General features: G+C 49.2%; 16 protein-coding genes and 1 tRNA gene. 11 read left to right on the forward strand and 6 right to left on the reverse strand.

From position 1 onward, the window contains the following. Positions 1-173 precede the first annotated feature (173 nt). Entirely contained in the window at positions 174-2,360 is a 2,187-nt protein-coding gene (nirB, locus tag E0698_RS20425; protein ID WP_192512747.1) for a nitrite reductase large subunit NirB, read from the forward strand. Between the two features lie 67 nt (positions 2,361-2,427). Beyond that, on the forward strand, positions 2,428-4,602 hold the full coding sequence (nasC, locus tag E0698_RS20430) for an assimilatory nitrate reductase catalytic subunit NasC (RefSeq protein WP_192512748.1): 2,175 nt from the start codon (positions 2,428-2,430) through the stop codon (positions 4,600-4,602). 117 nt (positions 4,603-4,719) lie between these two features. Here the strand turns inward: nasC and E0698_RS20435 are convergent, their stop codons facing one another. Together E0698_RS20435 and E0698_RS20440 are read right to left on the reverse strand one after the other, a co-directional pair. Continuing rightward, positions 4,720-5,793 (reverse strand): anthranilate phosphoribosyltransferase, encoded by a 1,074-nt coding sequence (locus E0698_RS20435; RefSeq protein ID WP_192512769.1) that lies wholly within the window; start codon positions 5,791-5,793, stop codon positions 4,720-4,722. A gap of 20 nt (positions 5,794-5,813) precedes the next feature. Then, the gene (locus tag E0698_RS20440; protein WP_134913564.1) at positions 5,814-6,416 is read right to left on the reverse strand and encodes an ANTAR domain-containing response regulator; all 603 of its coding nucleotides are present in this window, start codon (positions 6,414-6,416) and stop codon (positions 5,814-5,816) included. 452 nt (positions 6,417-6,868) lie between these two features. Here E0698_RS20440 and nirB (E0698_RS20445) point away from each other — a divergent pair, with 452 nt between their 5' ends. Further along, positions 6,869-9,301 carry a nitrite reductase large subunit NirB gene (nirB, locus tag E0698_RS20445; protein WP_192512749.1) on the forward strand — a complete coding sequence of 811 codons (2,433 nt, stop codon included), beginning with the start codon at positions 6,869-6,871 and terminating at the stop codon, positions 9,299-9,301. 13 nt (positions 9,302-9,314) lie between these two features. Further along, positions 9,315-9,644 (forward strand): nitrite reductase small subunit NirD, encoded by a 330-nt coding sequence (nirD, locus tag E0698_RS20450; RefSeq protein WP_149093461.1) that lies wholly within the window; start codon positions 9,315-9,317, stop codon positions 9,642-9,644. Between the two features lie 200 nt (positions 9,645-9,844). On the opposite strand, the gene E0698_RS20455 is transcribed toward nirD, so the two are convergent. After that, positions 9,845-9,916, reverse strand: a tRNA-Val gene (locus E0698_RS20455). A 140-nt stretch (positions 9,917-10,056) separates the two neighbouring features. Here E0698_RS20455 and E0698_RS20460 point away from each other — a divergent pair. Both E0698_RS20460 and E0698_RS20465 read left to right on the forward strand, forming a co-directional pair. Then, a complete protein-coding gene (locus E0698_RS20460; protein WP_134914613.1) occupies positions 10,057-10,500 on the forward strand; it encodes a GNAT family N-acetyltransferase in 444 nt (147 codons plus the stop codon). A gap of 88 nt (positions 10,501-10,588) precedes the next feature. Next, complete coding sequence (locus E0698_RS20465) at positions 10,589-10,825, forward strand: DUF3892 domain-containing protein (RefSeq protein WP_025684272.1); 237 nt, start codon at positions 10,589-10,591, stop codon at positions 10,823-10,825. A 124-nt stretch (positions 10,826-10,949) separates the two neighbouring features. On the opposite strand, the gene E0698_RS20470 is transcribed toward E0698_RS20465, so the two are convergent. Then, complete coding sequence (locus E0698_RS20470) at positions 10,950-11,711, reverse strand: MBL fold metallo-hydrolase (protein WP_192512750.1); 762 nt, start codon at positions 11,709-11,711, stop codon at positions 10,950-10,952. A 202-nt stretch (positions 11,712-11,913) separates the two neighbouring features. On the opposite strand from E0698_RS20470, the gene E0698_RS20475 reads away from it, so the two are divergent. Next, entirely contained in the window at positions 11,914-12,471 is a 558-nt protein-coding gene (locus tag E0698_RS20475; RefSeq protein WP_192512751.1) for a copper amine oxidase, read from the forward strand. A gap of 79 nt (positions 12,472-12,550) precedes the next feature. Continuing rightward, the gene (locus tag E0698_RS20480) at positions 12,551-12,856 is read left to right on the forward strand and encodes a DUF1292 domain-containing protein (RefSeq protein ID WP_025684269.1); all 306 of its coding nucleotides are present in this window, start codon (positions 12,551-12,553) and stop codon (positions 12,854-12,856) included. A gap of 125 nt (positions 12,857-12,981) precedes the next feature. On the opposite strand, the gene E0698_RS20485 is transcribed toward E0698_RS20480, so the two are convergent. After that, on the reverse strand, positions 12,982-14,457 hold the full coding sequence (locus tag E0698_RS20485) for an aminotransferase class I/II-fold pyridoxal phosphate-dependent enzyme (protein WP_192512752.1): 1,476 nt from the start codon (positions 14,455-14,457) through the stop codon (positions 12,982-12,984). Positions 14,458-14,644: 187 nt separating this feature from the next. Here E0698_RS20485 and E0698_RS20490 point away from each other — a divergent pair, with 187 nt between their 5' ends. Beyond that, entirely contained in the window at positions 14,645-15,928 is a 1,284-nt protein-coding gene (locus E0698_RS20490; RefSeq protein ID WP_192512753.1) for an MFS transporter, read from the forward strand. A gap of 26 nt (positions 15,929-15,954) precedes the next feature. Here E0698_RS20490 and E0698_RS20495 read toward each other — a convergent pair whose 3' ends face one another. Beyond that, a complete protein-coding gene (locus tag E0698_RS20495) occupies positions 15,955-16,587 on the reverse strand; it encodes a YktB family protein (protein WP_192512754.1) in 633 nt (210 codons plus the stop codon). 279 nt (positions 16,588-16,866) lie between these two features. Between E0698_RS20495 and E0698_RS20500 the strand changes: the two genes are divergently transcribed. Both E0698_RS20500 and gndA read left to right on the forward strand, forming a co-directional pair. After that, positions 16,867-17,466 carry a hypothetical protein gene (locus E0698_RS20500; RefSeq protein WP_044648634.1) on the forward strand — a complete coding sequence of 200 codons (600 nt, stop codon included), beginning with the start codon at positions 16,867-16,869 and terminating at the stop codon, positions 17,464-17,466. A 285-nt stretch (positions 17,467-17,751) separates the two neighbouring features. Continuing rightward, entirely contained in the window at positions 17,752-19,158 is a 1,407-nt protein-coding gene (gene gndA, locus E0698_RS20505) for an NADP-dependent phosphogluconate dehydrogenase (protein WP_044648633.1), read from the forward strand. Positions 19,159-19,256 lie beyond the last annotated feature (98 nt).

A 19,256-nucleotide genomic window follows, 5' to 3' on the forward strand; every position in this document is an offset into this window, starting at 1 on the left:
ACAATAATGCAGATTTTATGTATTGAATATTGACATGACATTCACAATTCATTAATCTTAGGTAAATATCGGCACAACGGTGTGCCGATATTTACGGCAACGGTGCCCTTTTCCTATGAATGGAGAAGGGCTTTTTCTGTCTTATTTTATTCGGAGAATGGGGCTGGTTTAATATGATGAAAAGACTGGTCGTCGTCGGCAACGGTATGGCAGGTATCAAATGTGTGGAGGAAATACTCAATCTGGAGCCAGAGCGGTTCCAAATCACGATATTTGGTGCAGAGCCACATCCCGGGTACAACCGAGTGCTCCTGTCCAAAATGCTACAGGGTGAAAGTTCATTCAAACATATTATTACCCATAACTGGGATTGGTATGAAGAGAACGGAGTAAGGCTGTGCGCTGGCGAACGTGTCTGTCGCATTGATATTGCAGCCAGTATGGTGGAAACGGAATCGGGCATTAAAGAACCGTACGACATTCTCATACTGGCAACTGGTTCATTGCCTTTCATACCTCCCATCCCCGGAGCTCGGAAACAGGGAGTCATCGCTTTTCGTGATGTGGGGGACTGTGAAACAATGGCTGAATATGCCAAAACGTACGGGAAGGCCACAGTCATTGGAGGGGGGCTGTTGGGTCTTGAAGCCGCTCAAGGCCTGCTGAATCTCGGAATGGAAGCCGAAGTTGTCCATAATGCCCAGTATCTTATGAACCGTCAGCTTGACCGGACGGCGGCTGTGCTTTTGCAACGGAAGCTGGAGCAACAGGGAATGCGGTTTCAATTGGCAAAGGAAACAGTCAACATTATGGGTCGGAACAGGGCGCAGGGACTGATGTTTGCGGACGGAAAGAGACTGCAAACGGATTTGGTTGTGCTGGCGGTTGGCATCCGGCCGAATACCGAATTAGTGCAGGACAGCGGTCTGACAGTCAACCGTGCCATTGTCGTGGATGATTATATGCGCACAAGTATTCCTGGTATTTACGCAGTCGGCGAATGCGCTGAGCATCGGGGGATTTCATATGGGCTGGTGGCGCCGCTATATGAGCAGGGTAAAGTGTTGGCAAAAGTCATTTGTGGCCGTGAAACGGCTCCCTATGAAGGGTCGGTCCCGTATGCGCAGCTTAAGGTTGCGGGGATCCATGTGTTTTCAGCAGGAGACATTCGCGAAGAGGGAAATGAGACAGCGGTGATGGAATATGACGGTATGCGGGGGATTTACAAAAAAGTGATGATGCGTAATGGCGCAGTCACCGGCGCTATTTTGTTCGGAGATACGGCGGAAAGTACCTCGCTGCTTGGAATGGTGCGGCGCGGCGCACCGACTGCAGAGCTTACTTCACAAGATAGAGGTGTGAGCAGAGCGGAGGAAGTGGCCGCCGCGCTGCCGGAAGAGGAGACGGTATGTGCGTGCAACAGCGTGAGCAAGGGGACTATTTTGCGAGCGATCACTACAGATAAGCTAAAGACGGTGGAAGAGGTGAGGAGCCGGACAAAAGCATCCGGTTCCTGTGGGGGCTGTCGACCGCTGGTGGCTGCACTGGTCAAAAATGCTTTGTCCCGATCGGCAGTTTCCGGAGCTGTAGTTACTCCGACCGCCCAAGAAGTTGTTCCTGTGTGCGAATGTACGCATTACGATCATGATTCGCTTAAGACGGCTATGGCGGCCGCAGTCTGTCGGACTCCAGCGGAAGTCGTGTCCCGTCTCGGCTGGACCAGACAGCAGGGGTGTGAATTATGCCGTCCGGCTGTACTTTATTACTTGGAATCTCTCGGGTTGCGGGATAGATCTGCGTCAAGCCAATTAGTCGCAGGTGTTGCGATCCAGTCCGCCGCACAGCACGGCGGAGAACCAGCCTTTGTCGGTCTGCGTTTTATGGGCCTGAATGCCGAGAATCAGACACTTTCTAAGCCAATTCTGATGCGCGGCGAGGCTTTGGTAGAAGTAGCCTGGATGAGAGAACGGCTGTCGGCTGTCTGGGGAAGCCGCGCGTTGCCGTCACCGATTGCAGTTGCAGTTTGCCCGGGACCGGAGTATCCCGGAGGTGTGCTTGTCCACGACATGGGGCTATCCCGATCGCCAGCAGGCTGGGAGGTTTATGCTGGTGGTCATGCGGAGCATCCGGTTCGCCAGGGACGGCTGCTTGGAGTGGAGGAGGACCCGGAAGAAGCGGTCTTAATGGCTACTGCTTGCTTGCAAATATATCGGCATAACGCACGATATGGGGAAAAAATGTGGGAGTGGATTGAACGGACTGACGTTTTGGTGCTGCGGGAAAGCGTACTCGACGCAGCTCTTCGAAGTGGACTGGCGGGCAGCCTGCGCGACTACAATGCGGACAGGGTAACTGGTTAAGCAGGAATTGTAGCGATTCGTGCGTGTGCAGACAATAAAGTTGTGAAGAATGGAGAGGGGAGACTTTATGTGTCAGTCAGGAGAAGGCAAACCGGAAGCTGGGCTACACGCACCGGCAGTTATGGATACACAGTGCCCGTTTTGTAGCGTGCAATGTAAGATGACCGTTAGTACGTGTACGGAGACACTCGCGGGTATCATCCGTACAGTGTATAAGGCGGAAGGGAAACCTAATGCAGCCTCGCAGGGTAGGCTGTGCATCAAGGGAATGAATGCACATCAGCATGCAACTCATGCGGAAAGGCTGGTACAGCCCCTCATGCGCAAAGCGGGCAGACTTGTTCCAGTCACGTGGGAAGAGGCGATGGATACTGTAGCTAGCAGATTCTCTTCGCTGCTGTCCACGCAGGGTCCCGATGCAATCGGCATTTACGGCGGAGGTTCGCTATCCAATGAAACGGCTTATTTGCTCGGTAAATTTGCCAGAGTGGCTGTAGGTACGCGTTATATCGATTATAACGGGCGCTTCTGCATGTCGGCTGCGGCATCCGCTGGCAGCAAGGTGTTTGGCGTTGACCGCGGACTGACCTGCAGGTTGGCAGATATTCCGTTAGCTCAGTGTATTGTGCTCGCAGGTACGAATATTGCTGAATGTCAACCGACGTTAATGCCTTATTTTCACCAGGCGAAGGAAAATGGCGCGTTTGTCATCGTAATTGACCCGCGCGCGACACCAACGGCGGCGGCCGCCGATCTGCACCTGCAAATCAAGCCAGGTACGGATGCTGTGCTGGCCAATGCCATGCTAAAGGTCATCGTGGATGAAGGATTTGCGAATGAAGAGTTTATCCGCAAGCGGACTAACGGGTTCGAGCAGCTGTTGACTCATTTGAACGGTGTAGATCTGAACGATTCGGCTGCGCTGTGCGGAATTGAGCCGGAGGTGATCCGACAGGCTGCGCGTGCCTTTGGCAGTGTAGGGACGGGGATCGTTTTTACGGCCAGAGGCGTCGAGCAGCAGACGGATGGACATATGGCAGTACGTGCATTTCTTAATCTGGTGCTGGCCACCGGCAAGATTGGAAGGGAAGGATGCGGTTATGGGGCCATCACGGGCCAGGGTAACGGGCAAGGGGGGCGGGAACACGGCCAGAAGGCGGACCAGCTCCCCGGCTACAGATCGATTGAGAATCAAGAGGATCGGGCCTATGTAGCGTCAGTCTGGGGAGTTGAACCGGGCAGTTTGCCGGGAAAAGGAGTGTCGGCCTATGAAATGATGGAGCTAGTTCATCAGAGAGAAATTCAAGCTCTGTTCGTGATGGGGTCCAATCCTGTCGTATCTAATCCGAATGTCCGACTGGTGGAGGAAGGACTGAAAAAGCTGAATCTGTTGGTTGTAGCGGATATGTTCCTTACTGAAACAGCGCAGATGGCCGACATTGTTTTGCCTGTAACATCTTATCTGGAGAATACGGGGACGATGACCAATCTGGAGGGCCGTGTTCTGTTGCGGGAAGCGGCGCGGCCCGCGCCGGGCGAGGCTAGAGATGACTGGAGTATTTTATGTCAAATGGCTGCGAGGCTGGACAAGGGGAGCTACTTCTCGTACAAAGATGCCGAGCATATCTTTGAAGAACTGCGATTTGCCAGCCGGGGCGGTCCTGCCGATTATTACGGGATCACGTACAGCAGGTTGCGTCGTGAGGAAGGGGTATATTGGCCATGTCCGTCTCCGGACGAAGCGGGTATGGATACGATGTTTCGGGAAAGTTTTGCTCTTTCCGATCAAAGGGCGGTTTTTACGGTGGTTGAAAGCCGTGAAGCAGGAGAGGAGACGTCAGAGGAATACCCACTTATTTTGACGAACGGACGCGTGCTGGCTCACTATTTGACAGGCGTACAAACGCGCAGAAGTCCGTCGCTGGCTGCGCGTGAGATTGAAAACTTTGTGGAAATTCATCCACGTACAGCGCGGCGCTGGTATATCAGGGACGGGGAGTGGGTAGAAATCACCTCACAGCGCGGAAGCTTCACGGTGCGCAGCCGAATCAGGCCACATATCCGTGAAGACACGCTCTTCGTACCCATGCATTGGGGCGGGGCGCAAAATGTAAACCGGGCGACCCGAGCAGACCTTGATCCGTTCTGCCGAATGCCCGGCTTTAAAACGACTGCTGTACGCATCCGTCCTCTCCACCTGGCTGTAGAATCGATCAGTGCAGATAGTGGTGAATGGTTTTAGTTCTACAGCATTCCTTTTTCTTTGCATAAAAGGCCAGCCCCTGATATGAGTGCAGGAGCTGGCCTTTTGACCTGTTCAGTTTATGATCCACAATCGCTAGACTGCGTGATGCTCGTACTATAAATGCAATCGGGTTTCGGATATGCTGGCTCCCGTTTTTATTTCTTTTCTGAGCATAGCTTCACGCCAGCGACAATACAAATCCCAGGCGGCCCCGTTTTCCAGCAGCGGTTTGCAGGTGTACAAACCCTCCTCTACGGAGTCGACTCGCGCTGCAACGAACAGCCGGACCGCGCCGTTGAGTAGCACTTGATTCGAAAAAGCTATAGGAGCTGTGCCTTGTAGCACTTCCTCCGTTATGCGCAGCTGCTCAGCGGGGGTCCAGTTATGCTCTGGTACCACCGAATCCAGCCCGTACATTTCCGGATCAATAACCTGCAGTGACACTTCGCCGTTAGCAAGCAGGTAAGTCCGGGTCGGTCGGTCGATGAACAGGTCCTCCGATCCTTCGCTTCCCTGGACGATTAGAGCCCTGCGGTAATTCAGTTTTTGCATCAGTTTCGCCGTTTTGTCGAACACAGTGTTGTGGAAAACGCCGAATACGATATACGGAGAAGCACCGTAATCAACCAATTTCTCAGCTGTGTTTAGCACCGTGCGCAGCCCTAGCTCTTCGCGAATAGTACGCAGCTCTCTCAGAGGTGTGCACCACTGCTCGGAGGTTGCGAATAATACGCCTGTCAGCTTTGCGGCGTGAATGGCGGTTTCGTGTGTCATGTTTTCAGATGTTATCCCTATTTCCTGCAGCAAAAGGGGGAGTGTAATACCCCATTTGGGAGGAAGGGGCGCACTTCCGTGCATTGTCACCGGGACCCCGTGCGCGGCAACTAGAAAAGCGGTGGCAAAGGTGGAGATAAATGATGATTTTCTGCCATCGTAGGGACCTGCGAAATCTATACCCTCCTGCATCGGGAAGCGATGGGCGTATTTGCGACAGACGTTGACGAATGCTTCCAGCTCGGCGATGCTCTCCATTTTGATGCGTTCCGCGGCAAAGAAGGCCCCGATTTGTGCAGGTGTTGCCGACCGGGTCATAATAAGCTCGGCAGCGGTTTCGGCTTCGTTGTAATTCAAATCCCGGGCGCCTCTTTTGCCGCGTCCAACCTCTTTTAATATTTCAATAATGTTCATATTAAGGGCCCCTTTCAAATTTATGCTTTTAGCATTTGCTGTGCTTTGACGATGGAGATGGCCACATCAACGATCCGCTTGCGCTCATTCATTGCTTTTTTTCGCAGCAGATCGTATGCTTCCGCTTCCGGAATGCCGTTTACTTCGCCAAGTATTCCTTTGGCCATGTCAATCCATTTGCGCTCTTCCAGCCGAGCGGTCAGTTGTTTACGTTCACTTAGCCAGTGCTGGCGTTCGAAAAAGCGCTTGGCGCTAAAGTGAAGAGCCCAATTCAGCTCATGTGCTGCCATAGCAGGGATTAAAATGCCGTCGACGGGAACATTGGCTTCACAGGATTCCGTCGATGACAGAGCAGATTCCGGGCTGCACCACCAGAGCAGTGGGATTGCTTTGGCTTGCTCCAGCCTGCCGGACCATGTGCTGATGGCACCGACAGGTATATTCAGTACAGCCGCATCCGCATCATGAATTAGCTGTTTAATTTCAGATGCATCACGGCAGGGTAGCGTCACATATCCGTTGGACTCCAAAAGGTGCTCAGGCCCTGCCTGCCGTGAGGAAACGGCGTGCGCCTGCCCGGATACATGCTCTGAATGTGAGTGAATTACCAACAAGGAACGCAAGCGGGCTCCTCCTTTCTGTAACATAAAGGTAGTTAGCGATGGGGGAAGTCGGATGGTATTTCCTGATAACAAACATGACATGGGTTTTTGTCTGTCTACGTATTTTTTGATCATTATCAAGTGAGAACGGACTTTTAATCCATTTTGGCGTGTTTTCGTCTGAAAATCAATCCAAACTTTATAAAAAAGTGATATTTTACACGTCATAAATATGTTACATGATGATAAAATATAATTTTTCATAAGATAACGCGTAAGGAATATTGACATCTAACTTGAATCATTATATATTGGCTACAGTACTTTTTAATTCCATACTCTGATGGATACAACGGCGTATTCGATGAAACGGCAATGGAGCCTGTTTTCGCATGTGGAGGGATGTTTTGAATTCCCCTATGTGAAGCAGGCTTTTTATGTTTTGAGGATATGAATGGAAGGGGAGTGACCTGATGAACCACATCAAAAAGTTAGTGCTGGTCGGCAACGGAATGGCGGGGATACGCACCCTCGAACATTTGCTGAAGATTGCTCCGGGTGCCTATGACATTACAGTATTCGGGGCCGAGCCTCACCCGAACTATAACCGGATCATGCTGTCCTCCGTTTTGGCTGGAGGGGCTGGTTTGCAGGATATTGTCATCAACGACTGGAGTTGGTATGAAGACAATCATATCCGGTTGTATACCGATGATCCTGTCACAGCCATCGATACGGAAAAACAGCAGGTGACGTCGCGCTCCGGCGTATGCATCTCTTATGATTTGTTGTTGTTGGCAACAGGTTCTAAAGCCTTTATTCTGCCACTTCCAGGGGCCGACAAGGATGGTGTTATCGGCTTCCGGGATATCCGTGACTGTGAAACGATGATGGAGACGGCGAAGACGCACAAAAAAGCAGCCGTCATCGGCGGCGGATTGCTTGGGCTAGAGGCAGCCAGGGGGCTGCTCAACTTAGGGATGGATGTTACGGTTATTCATATTCACGAACATATTATGGATCGGCAACTGGATGAGGCAGCTTCCCTTATGCTAAGGCGCGAGCTGGAGGAGCAGGGAATGACTTTTCTGGTCAATAAGCGGACGGCGGCTATTATGGGCCGTCGTCGTGTGGAAGGATTGAAATTTGCCGACGGCAGTGAACTGGAAGCGGATCTGATCGTTATGGCGGTGGGCATCTTACCAGACATTGAACTTGCGGTGTCGGCGGGAATCCCAGTAAATCGCGGCATTATCGTAAATGATTACATGGAAACAGGCATCCCCGGCATATACGCCGTTGGCGAATGTGCAGAACACCAGGGAATTACCTACGGCCTGGTGGCTCCATTATATGAACAGGGTGGTGTGCTGGCTCAGCGGCTCGCGGGAATGGAGACTCCCGGCTATAGTGGTTCCGTCATTTCGACGAGACTGAAGGTATCGGGCGTAGACGTATTTTCCGCAGGGTGCTATAAGGACGAACCGGGAACGCGTTCCCTTCGATATCAGGATGATATTGGCGGCGTCTACAAAAAAATCGTCATCAAGGAAGAAAAACTGATCGGAGCCGTCCTGTTTGGGGATACGTCTGACGGAGCTATGTTGTTTTCTCTGATCAAAAGTGGCGAGTCGGTGGCTGGCCGTGAGAAAGAGCTATTGCTCGGCTTCAATCCCGGCCAACCAGAAGCAAGTGGCTCCATGATGCTGGAGCAAATGCCAGATGACGAAATTGTATGCGGATGTAATGGTGTATCCAAGGGTGACATCGGTGAGGCGGTTGCGGCTGGCTGCCGGAGCCTTGGGGAGATTAAGGCCTGCACGAAAGCATCGGCATCATGCGGCGGCTGCAAGCCATTAGTGGAGGGACTCTTACAGCTATACGCAGGCGCAGAAACCGGAGAAACGATTAAAGAGGGGATTTGTGGTTGTACGACGCTTGACCGGGAAGCGATCATTGATGGCATTCGGGAAATGGGATTGAAGAGCGTCAAAGAAGTTATGAATGTGCTGGGATGGAACGAACCGGAAGGCTGCACCAAATGCCACCCGGCTCTCAATTATTATCTTGGTATGCTGTGGCCGATGGAATACGCAGATGAAAAGGAATCCAGATTCACCAATGAACGGTACCATGCCAATATCCAGAAAGACGGCACATATTCCGTCGTACCCCGTATTTACGGAGGAGTTACTTCACCTGCGGACTTGAAGAAAATTGCTGCTGTCGCGGAGAAATACAATGTGCCTCTGGTGAAATTTACGGGCGGACAACGTCTTGACCTGCTTGGTGTGAAAAAGGAGGATTTGCCGGGTATCTGGTCCGAGTTGGATATGCCGTCTGGGCATGCCTACGGGAAGACGCTGCGAACGGTTAAGACATGCGTCGGTAACACCTTTTGCCGCTTCGGCACTCAGGACGCTATGGGCATGGGCATCCGGTTGGAAAAGGCATTTGAACGTCTGAATGCGCCATCCAAAGTTAAACTGGCTGTGTCTGGTTGTCCGCGGAACTGCGCCGAAGCGACGATCAAGGATTTGGGCGTCGTCGCTATTGACGGTGGCTGGGGGATCTACGTCGGGGGTAACGGCGGTATTAAGGTACGGGCGGCTGAACTGCTTTGTACCGTTAAAACGGAGGATGAAGTGATGGAATGGACCGGTGCTTACTTGCAATATTATCGTGAGCAGGCGAATTGGAACGAGCGTACAGCCCACTGGGTGGAACGAGTCGGGTTGGAATCCATCAAGCAGGCACTTGCGAATGAGGAGACGAGACAGCAACTGGTGAGCAGAATTGAGGAAACGCTAAGCACGACGACTGATCCGTGGCACGAAATCATTCAAAACGAAGAGCTACGCAAGAATTTTGTGCGGCTGCCAGAGCTTAAGCCAGTAACGGAATAGGGGGCTGATTACAATGGAGACCAACACCACAACCAGCAGAATCAGGATAGCCGATCTGAACGAAATTGACCGACGTGGAGCAAGGACAGTTCGCATTCATAATACAGAGATAGCCGTATTCCGCCTGAGCGACGGCAGCGTGCGTGCGCTTGAGAATCGTTGCCCGCACAAAGGGGGACGGTTATCCGAAGGAATGATATGTGGATCAGCAGTCCATTGTCCGCTCCATGACTGGAAAATCGACCTATCCACCGGAAGGGTGCTAGAGCCGGATACTGGATGTGTGACCGCTTACCCCACGGAGATTGACAATGAGAGCGGAGCTGTTTATATCGTAATCTAAGGATTCTGTGTATATTAAGCTGAGCATACAGAAAAGCCGACCCTATTTTCCGGTCGGCTTTTTATCTTCTAAGTATGATTAACGAAGAATCGCTAAACAATTGACTCAATATGTATAGGTAATCTGTTTTACTCTTCTTATAGTACCCAATTGATCTCTAAATAAACAAAAAAGCCTTGATCATCAAGGCTTTTGACGTATAGGACGGATGGGGATCGAACCCATGACCCTTACCCTGTCAAGATAATGCTCTCCCGCTGAGCTACCGTCCTTCGGTTATTAGATAATATCATGTATTAACGATAAATGTAAAGTAGAAAAATAGAAATTAGATTGTACTTCATTACCATTTTTATATATAATTCAAATTTAGTGAGTTTGCAAATTGAAGCAATGATAAGGGGGGCGGATGATGGCCGCAGAAATTATAAGTGTAACAACAGAGGAGCAGCTACGGGAGGCAATATTGATCCGTACCAAAGTGTTTGTCGAAGAGCAAAAGGTTCCTCTCGATCTAGAAATCGACCATTATGACAAGCTGGGGGAAACTGCACATCATTTGCTGATCTCTGATCATGGTAAGATGGTGGCAACGGGACGCTTGACCTACTATGAGGAAGATACAGCTAAAATGCAACGTATTGCGGTTCTCAAGGAGCATCGTTCAGGGGGTTACGGACGTATATTACTGCTGGCTCTGGAGGAACGTGCGCGTGAGCTGGGGTTACGGCATTCGCTGCTGGATGCTCAATGTCAAGCTGAAAAATTTTACGAGAAGCTCGGTTACGAGACGATTTCGGAAGAACCTTTTGACGATGCCGGGATTCCACATGTGCGTATGCGCAAAAAGCTGTAGGTGGCAGTACAAAGATGCATATAATTCTGCATAGGGTGCATGCTAGTAAAAGTTCCTCCACTATACTATGGATAAGGAGCGATGCAGCATGGCTAATGCAGAACGGGAACAAATTACGGCAGTACGTAAAAACGGTGATGGTGATCTGATGTCATTTCAGACGTCTACCGGACGGGTTTTGGATTACAGTCAGGCTCTGAATGAAATTGAAGCAGGCTCGATTGCCGGGGTCAATGTATTCAAAGCTAAGGATGGAAGTAAACGGATTCGCGGAGATGCTGATGGAGATCCTACGAATAATTTGGATCAGTTGCCGTTGTTCTGACGTTCATTTCAAGCATCTATCGCTAAGCACATAACTACACGCAAGTATATGCCAAAGCCGCCGGGCTCTTTTTCCAGTTGGAAACCCGGCGGCTTTTTGTTATTTCACTTTGTATCCAGTATTATTATTGCTCTGTGCGTTCCAGATCAACAATGTTGTATACGCGCTGCTGCTCCAGAAAGGACATGACTCCAGCCTTTTCCCTGAATCGCTCCATGTCGTCACTATAGTGCATGAGACGAATCCGCTCTTGAAGTGGGATTGGCAAGCTGAGTAGCTCGTCCAACGTCGTATGAACTTCTCCGGCACCTTGTAATTGAACCTCATGCAAAATGCTGCGACAGCCCCGCTCGTGTACCAGTTGATTCAGCAGGCCGGGATCAAAGGTCATATCCGCACTATAAAAAAGACGGTCATTAATGAACAGGGAGTAGCTGTCTTTACCGGGGATATGACGGGTAGGAACGAGTTCAATTTCGATGCCGGATACTAAGCTGGTAGATTCCCCAGGCGTCAGCACGTTTACCTCAAACACATCCTCCAGCTTGTCAATCATGCCTTGCTGTGACATGCCGCCCTTGAGCGTATTTTCCCATAATGGATGAATTAGCGGTTTTGCGATATAAAGCACGGGTTTACGACCATAAAGGATGTTCATTTGGAATCCAAACTCTTCCAGTCCTCCGACATGATCGGCGTGAATGTGGGTAATTAGAATGGCGTCAATTTCACGCAATTGAATGCCCATTCGGTGCAGAGCCAGAGAAGCGGTTGTTCCGCAGTCGATCAATAGCTTGCCTGCTCCGCTGTCCAGCAGTGCGTTATTGTTGTAATAGTTTTTGGCAAAGGCACTGCCTGTGCCTAGCATTTGTATTGTCAGGCTCATCCGTATTTCACCCTCCAGACTTAAATGTGTATAAATCCTCTACAGTCGTATCTTACCATCGATGATGATAGAAATTAAAGATTTCACGCCATATCAAAAACTTTGGACAATTTGTGAAGCACAGCGCAACTTGTGGAACTGAGCTAGGTATAAATGTAAGACAGAAGTTATTTAACAGATGATGATGGAGGGATATCTAGCGATGAAGTGGAGAAAAGTTATGGCCCTAGTGATGGCCTTTTCGATAATGGGAGGGACCGTTATTTCGGCGGAATCCGCCAAGGACCAAGTGAAGCTGATTATTAACGGTGAGGTGTCGAAGGATGGCGCGGTTGTCATTGACGGCAAAACGTATGTGCCCATTCGGGATTTTAACGGGATTGTCAGTTTTGATCCGTCCGGTGGAAAGGTTGTTTTCGACCAACCGAATGTACACATGTTCTTGTTCAAGGGCGATACGGTGTTTGGCAACGTGAATAAAGGTAACAAAGTGAAATTCAATGTATTCAGTCAGATTGATACGTTGAAAGCGGATATCTCCGGAGTGAAGGTAGCGATCACCGATCCTGCGGGTAACGTGAAGGATATTCAGTCTCAGGATATCAGCGGAGCACAAAAGGATAACTTCTGGTTCCGTACAAACGACTTTACGTATGATTTCAAAATAGCAGGGAATTACCGGGTCGGTTTCTACATTAAAGAAAGCAAAGACAGCAGCTATACCCTGGTGTCCGAAAAAGTCATTACAGCGATAAATTAGGCATACCACAAATTGACCTGTATCCTTGATCATGTTACGATACGGGGGAAAATAAAACAATTTGAAGGTAGGTATTTCCATGAGTGATCACAAACATGAACACGGTGAAGCCTGCAACCACGATCATGACCACGAACATGAAGAAATGGTTCTTACGCTAACTGATGAAAATGGCAAAGATGTAGAAATGGTGCTGGTAGAGACCTTTGACGTAGAAAATCACGTTTACGCTCTCCTGCTGGAGCGCGGCAATCCTGAAGCAGACGGCATTATTCTTCGTATGGAAGAAGAAAACGAAGAAATGGTGCTTTACAATATCGAGGACGAAGATGAATGGAAACGTGTTGAAGAGGCTTACAGCGAGCTGGTTGCCCAATACGAATAGTATTGGACCTAACGGCTGCTACAGCTTTGTAAGGTAATGAAAAAGCCCCCGTTTGGGGGCTTTTTTTGTTAAGCTTTTTTAGGATGCTTGTAAGACTTTCCAGACTTGTTAAGGTTCAGGAAGGATTAGGAAATGGCGTCCGTTTCAACAATAACCTTCACTTGATGTACGGTACGGTCCTCCGGCCCTTTTACAGGCAGGCCTACTTCCACATGATCGACAATATAATCAATATTGTCCTGTGAGATCACTTCGCCCGGCAGTAGGATCGGAATACCTGGCGGATATACATAAATGAATTCTGCAATAATGCGTCCAGCAGATTCCTTGAATGGTACCACTTCTGTATCTCCATAAAAAGCGTCTCTCGGAATGAGGGAGAGCTGAGGGATTTCCGGTATCTTTACAACCAACTCATGCTCCTGACCTGTGGAATAGTGCAGAGAAGCCAGCTCACGCAGAGCTTTCAACAAAATTTCAATTTCCTCTTTGGTATCACCAGGGGTCACCAAACAGAGAATATTGTACATATCGCTAAGCTCAACCTCGATGTTGTAGTGATCTCTCAGCCAATTTTCCACGTCGTACCCAGTAAGGCCTAGATGACGAATATGAATGGTGATTTTGGTCGCGTCATAATTATAGGTTGCCTCTGTACCGAGAATTTCACTGCCAAAGCAATATAATCCTTCAATCTTGTTGACCTCTGAGCGGCAATATTCCGCCAAATCAAGGGCGCGTTGTGCTATTTCATGACCGTTAAGTGCTAGGTTGCGTCGGGATGTGTCCAAGGAAGCCAGCAGGAGATACGAAGTGGATGTCGTTGTCAGCATACTGAAAATCGTTTGTACACGCTGTGGGTTAACGTATCCGTTTTTCGTATTTACATTCAAGATCGAGCTTTGTGTCAAGGAACCGCCCAGCTTGTGGACGCTTGTAGCTGACATGTCTGCTCCCGCCTCCATGGCGGACATCGGTAGATCAGGATGAAAATGAATCAGTACCCCGTGAGCCTCATCGACCAGGACCGGCACATTATAGCTGTGAGCGAGATCTACAATTTCTTTTAAGTCGGCGCACACACCGTAATATGTCGGGTTGATAACAAGGACGCCCTTGGCGTCAGGGTGGCGTTCCAATGCCCGGCGTACGGACTTGGTTGTAACCCCGTGGTGAATACCGAGATTCTCATCACTGACTGGAGAAATGAATACTGGTTTTGCACCAGCAAAGATAATGGCAGACATTATGGATTTGTGTACGTTTCTGGGTACAATAATTTTATCACCTGGCAAGCAAATGGACATAATCATGGTGATGATGGCTCCGCTTGTCCCCTGTACACTGTAGTAAGTATAATCTGCTCCGAAGGCATCTGCTGCAAGCTTTTGGGCTTCTTCGATGACACCTGTTGGTTGATGCAGATCGTCCAATGGAGCGATGTTGATCATATCTATGGAAAAGGCATTATCCCCCATAAATTCGCGAAATTCCGGATCTGCTCCGACTCCCTTTTTATGACCTGGGATGTGAAATTGAACCGGGTTGCTTTGAGCGTGCTTCTTCAAAGCAGTAAAAAGCGGGGTGTTGCTTTGATTCATTAGTGTTGTCACAACCTTTCGTGCAGGATTTCGACAATCCTGTGCAAGTGATAATAGAACAAAATTGAGTATAGCAGTTTGAAGTAGGAATGCAAGCGGTTGAGGGCGCATTTATTTACGAAAGAGTGGAGTAGGCGGAGAACCCGGTCTTTATAGCCAAAAAACGAAGGTGGAGGATGTGGATTAGATGAGGCAAATAGGACGAAAAAAAGCTCTGCAGCGGTTGTGGACTCCTTTTTTTACTGAATTGTGGGTTTTGGTATTTCTGGTCGAATTTATGAAAGGATCTCTTCTGGTATCCATCCTGCCGGTATATATGGGAGAAACGCTTGGTTTGTCGGCCGGGATTATTGGTTTGGCCTTTTCGCTTCAGTATTTTGGAGACAATGCGTTCCGGGCACCGGCGGGCTGGATGGCTGAACGGCTCGGCTACCGTGGAACGATGTCGACCGCACTGTTGTTTACGCTTGTAGCGATTATTATGCTGAGCGTACTGACAGAGCCCGTGTGGCTCGTCGTCGCGTGTCTGCTGCTCGGTCTGGGTACTTCTCCGCTCTGGCCTTGTGTTATGACCGGAACGACCGAAATGTCCGGGCCTAATAACAGCAATGGTGCGGCGATGGGCACATTGGAAATTGCGTCCATGGGCGGAACAGGAATGGGGCCGCTTGTTATGAATTTCGCTATGGCACATTATGGTCATTCTTACGGAATGGTGTTTATGATTTTGACAGGATGCAGTATTGTGCTGTTGTTGGTCTCCCTAATGCTGCCCGGACGGAAAGAGTCTGCCGACAAAGGAGCGCTGCAACGGAGCGCTTTGGTGTCCTCCGACGGTCTTGCAAAACAAAAGCTGAAGCTGCTGGGAGGAATCAAGGAGACGATCATTACACTCAAAACAAAACTAAATGTAAACCCGTTGATTTACCCGGCGCTGTTTTTGCAATCGTTTGTTATCGGTCTAATCAGCCCGGTATTGACGCTGTACGCCCGTACGGACCTCGGGATCTCGCCGAATTTGTACAGTGTACTTCTAATTGCTGGCGGCGGGGTAACGGTGCTGGCGCTTATTCCTTGCGGAAAGCTGGTGGATCGGCTGGGAACAGAATACTTTTTGCACGCCGGTTTTTTACTTGCCGGGATTACACTGTTTTTCTTTTCCGCCGTCCGATCCATTCCGCTTGTGTTTGTATCCGTAGCCCTTATCGGCTTGGGCTATGCGCTCATTTTGCCTGCATGGAACACGTTCCTCGCCAAATTGATCCCAGAAAGCGAGCGAGCGACGATATGGGGCTTTTTTCTGACACTCCAAGGTTCAGGTATGGTCATCGGTCCGCTCGTTTCAGGAGTGCTGTGGGACCGCGCAGGACACACAGCTCCATTTATCATCAGCGGAGTTGTAATGCTGCTCATGTTCGGCTGTCATCTGGCTTTGGCACGTAATCCGCGCAGAAAGACGGCTGAAGCCTGATTGGTAGCTTGATTAGCCAATACCGGTTACTCTTTCGGAAAAGCCATTCGGTACAGCGGCAGCAAACGCTCAAAAGTGGAACGCACTGTGTGTAGCAGCGCAGCCCCGTCACCGACGAGCTGGTCGTCCCGGTCAATACGGATACCACACATGACCTCGGCTTTTTTAACCTGTTGCAGCTTGTCAATGATCGTTTGAAAATCCTTCTCGTCCATTTGTTTTTGCTCCGTACCTTCCGGGGCCATATGATCCATGGACCAGTAAAAATGATCAGGTAGGCTAGTGCGGACATCGCTCAGGTTGGCTTTGAGTGCCTGGGCAAACGTGGTTTTGTTCGGGCTTTCATAAATAATTGCGAAAATGATGAACAGATGAGAAGAAAACATCCCTACCTCAAAATGTGGCAACGCCTTGTATCCACGCTTGTTTGCCGCCCAAGCTACCCAGGAATCCTTGGGCGGATTTACTTTGCGCCGTGCATGCTTTGCAACGTGAACGTGCATAGGCTCGCCACACAAGTCCGTCAGGAAAGGAGCCAACTCCGCACCAATCGCTTCCAGTTTGGGTCGAACCTGTTCAATCAGTACCTCCATGCGAGGCTCCAGCCCCGGTATTTCAAAAACATCAAAGTCCTTTGCTGTAAATCCATTGAACGTCATACCTTTTCCTCCTGTAACTGGGTTAAGCCATTTCGTGTGGCGTAATATGTCCGATTATAGCATAACGTCAGCAGGCTTGACCGACTTTAGGCCGGGTTTGGGACAAGCGCATAAGGCAAAAGTAGGATTGTGCGTTGTTACTCATAAAAATAGGTCAAATAACCAAGTACCCTTACATAAAATGAAGTATAAAATAGAGCAAGGGAAGATCAAGCGGAAAAGCCGCAGGCTTGCTGTAGCCGGACTTCTTGAATCGGACTTGAAAAAGGAGGGAATGCCGTGAACAAGGGCTGCGAGGTAGAATATTGCAATCTGGAGCTCCGGTTTAGCCGTCGGCATATCCATAATCTGATCAAGGATTTGATATCGGAAGGGTATTCGCTGTACTGGAGCGAGGATGAGTCATACCTGGTGCTGTCGGTAAGAACCGGGCGCAAGCTGGTGAAGCTTCGTTTTCAACAATTACGTACAGGACACTACAAGTTGGCCGGAGATTATGTGATCCGCGATGCCAAGCTGGCTGAGTGGTTGGAAAAGCTGATTGGAAGCACCCGAGGCCATGCCATTGTCAAAAGAGTCAAGGACCATCATATTTTGGTGGAAAATATTTTGTTCGGTGAGGTCATTCGTCTGGTCGAGGTTACTGGTTTTAAGCAACGCGTTATTTATCAGAAGGGACCAGTGCTGTCAGCGCAGGAGATGGAGGAAATGTATATTTCCAATGAGGGAGAGACCCGACTACTGCTGCTCAGAATGCAAGTGGATGATGAATTGGAGAAGCTTTTCACGGCAATGACAGAGGGAGATACGACCAGAGCCGAGAACTGCCATGAACGCCTGCAAGCGCTATCCCGCCAACTGTTAATGATGGAAGCATAATGATGAGAGAATAGCGTAATTTAAAACGAATCATTATGGGTTAAAAAATGCGTGGTGTTAAGGACCAGTCAAACGTTTTTGCTTAAATCCGTAGATACTGTGCAGATTTGGGTATAACTGAACACCTCATGAAAATGGGGTGTTTTGATCTGCGAATAGACAGGGGTTCACTTCTGACACCAAAAACGTTAAAATAGAATTGCACGTGTTCCGATTCACATAAAGTGTAATGCGGTAAAGCGGCGATATAGAATAAAAAATATGTTGCAAAGGATGAGGAACCAGATGGCAAAACAGCAGATTGGTGTGATCGGCCTGGCGGTAATGGGTAAGAATTTGGCCCTTAATATTGAGAGCAGAGGCTTCACCGTCTCGGTATTTAACCGCTCTCCCGAAAAAACGCATGATCTTATCAAAGAAGCAGAAGGTAAGAAACTGACGGGTACTTTCTCCATTGAAGAATTTGTGAACTCACTGGAATCGCCCCGTAAAATCCTGATCATGGTTCAAGCTGGTAAAGCAACGGATGCCACGATTGAGCAGCTTGTGCCTCATCTGGACAAGGGCGACATTATTATAGACGGAGGCAATGCCTACTTCCCTGATACACAGCGCCGCAGTAAGGAGCTGGAGGAAAAAGGATTCCGCTTTATTGGTACAGGCGTATCCGGTGGCGAAGAAGGTGCCTTGAACGGTCCTGCAATTATGCCGGGTGGACAAGAAAGTGCCTACAAGCTGGTAGAGCCGATTCTGACGGCAATCTCTGCCAAAGTAGAAGGCGACCCTTGCTGTACATATATCGGTCCTGACGGTGCTGGTCACTATGTAAAAATGGTGCATAACGGTATCGAGTACGGCGACATGCAATTGATCGGTGAGGCTTATCACCTTTTGAAATCGGTCCTGAATGTGAATGCGGAAGAGCTTCATGAAATCTTCACAGAATGGAATAAAGGCGAGCTGGACAGCTACCTGATCGAAATCACGGCTGACATCTTCTCCCAATATGATTCCGAAACAGGCAAACCAATGGTAGACGTTATTCTGGATGCGGCAGGTCAAAAAGGTACTGGTAAATGGACAAGCCAAAGCGCGCTGGATCTGGGCGTTCCATTGTCCATGATCACCGAATCTGTATTCTCCCGCTTCCTGTCTGCTATGAAAGACGAGCGTATTGCGGCAAGCAAAGTGCTGAGCGGTCCTAATGCTGAATCCTTCAGCGGGGACAAAAAAGAATTTATCGAAAGCGTACGTAAAGCATTGTTCGCAAGTAAAATTGTGTCTTATGCTCAAGGCTTTGCACAAATGCGTGCAGCTTCCGATGAATACGATTGGGATTTGAAATACGGAAAAATCGCTATGATCTTCCGCGGCGGTTGCATTATCCGTTCGCAATTCCTGCAAAACATCAAGGATGCGTATGACCGCGATCCTGCTCTGAAAAACCTGTTGCTAGATTCCTACTTCAAAAATGTAGTAGAAACTTACCAAAACGCATGGCGTCAGGTGATTTCCGTAGCTGTATCTCAAGGTATTCCAGTGCCAGGCTTCTCCAGTGCGCTTGCATACTATGACAGCTACCGTACTGAGCGTCTGCCAGCAAACTTGCTGCAAGCACAACGTGACTACTTCGGTGCGCATACGTTCAAACGTGTGGACAAAGAAGGCGTATTCCATCACCAATGGTTCTAATGAACTGGCGAAAATGCTAGGATAACAGCAATGTAATACAACGGAAGCTTCTTTTGCCCTCTGTGGCGGAGGAAGCTTCCGTTTTTCTTTAGTGGATT

This window comes from Paenibacillus sp. 23TSA30-6, from assembly GCF_014858585.1.
Classification (GTDB): domain Bacteria; phylum Bacillota; class Bacilli; order Paenibacillales; family Paenibacillaceae; genus Paenibacillus.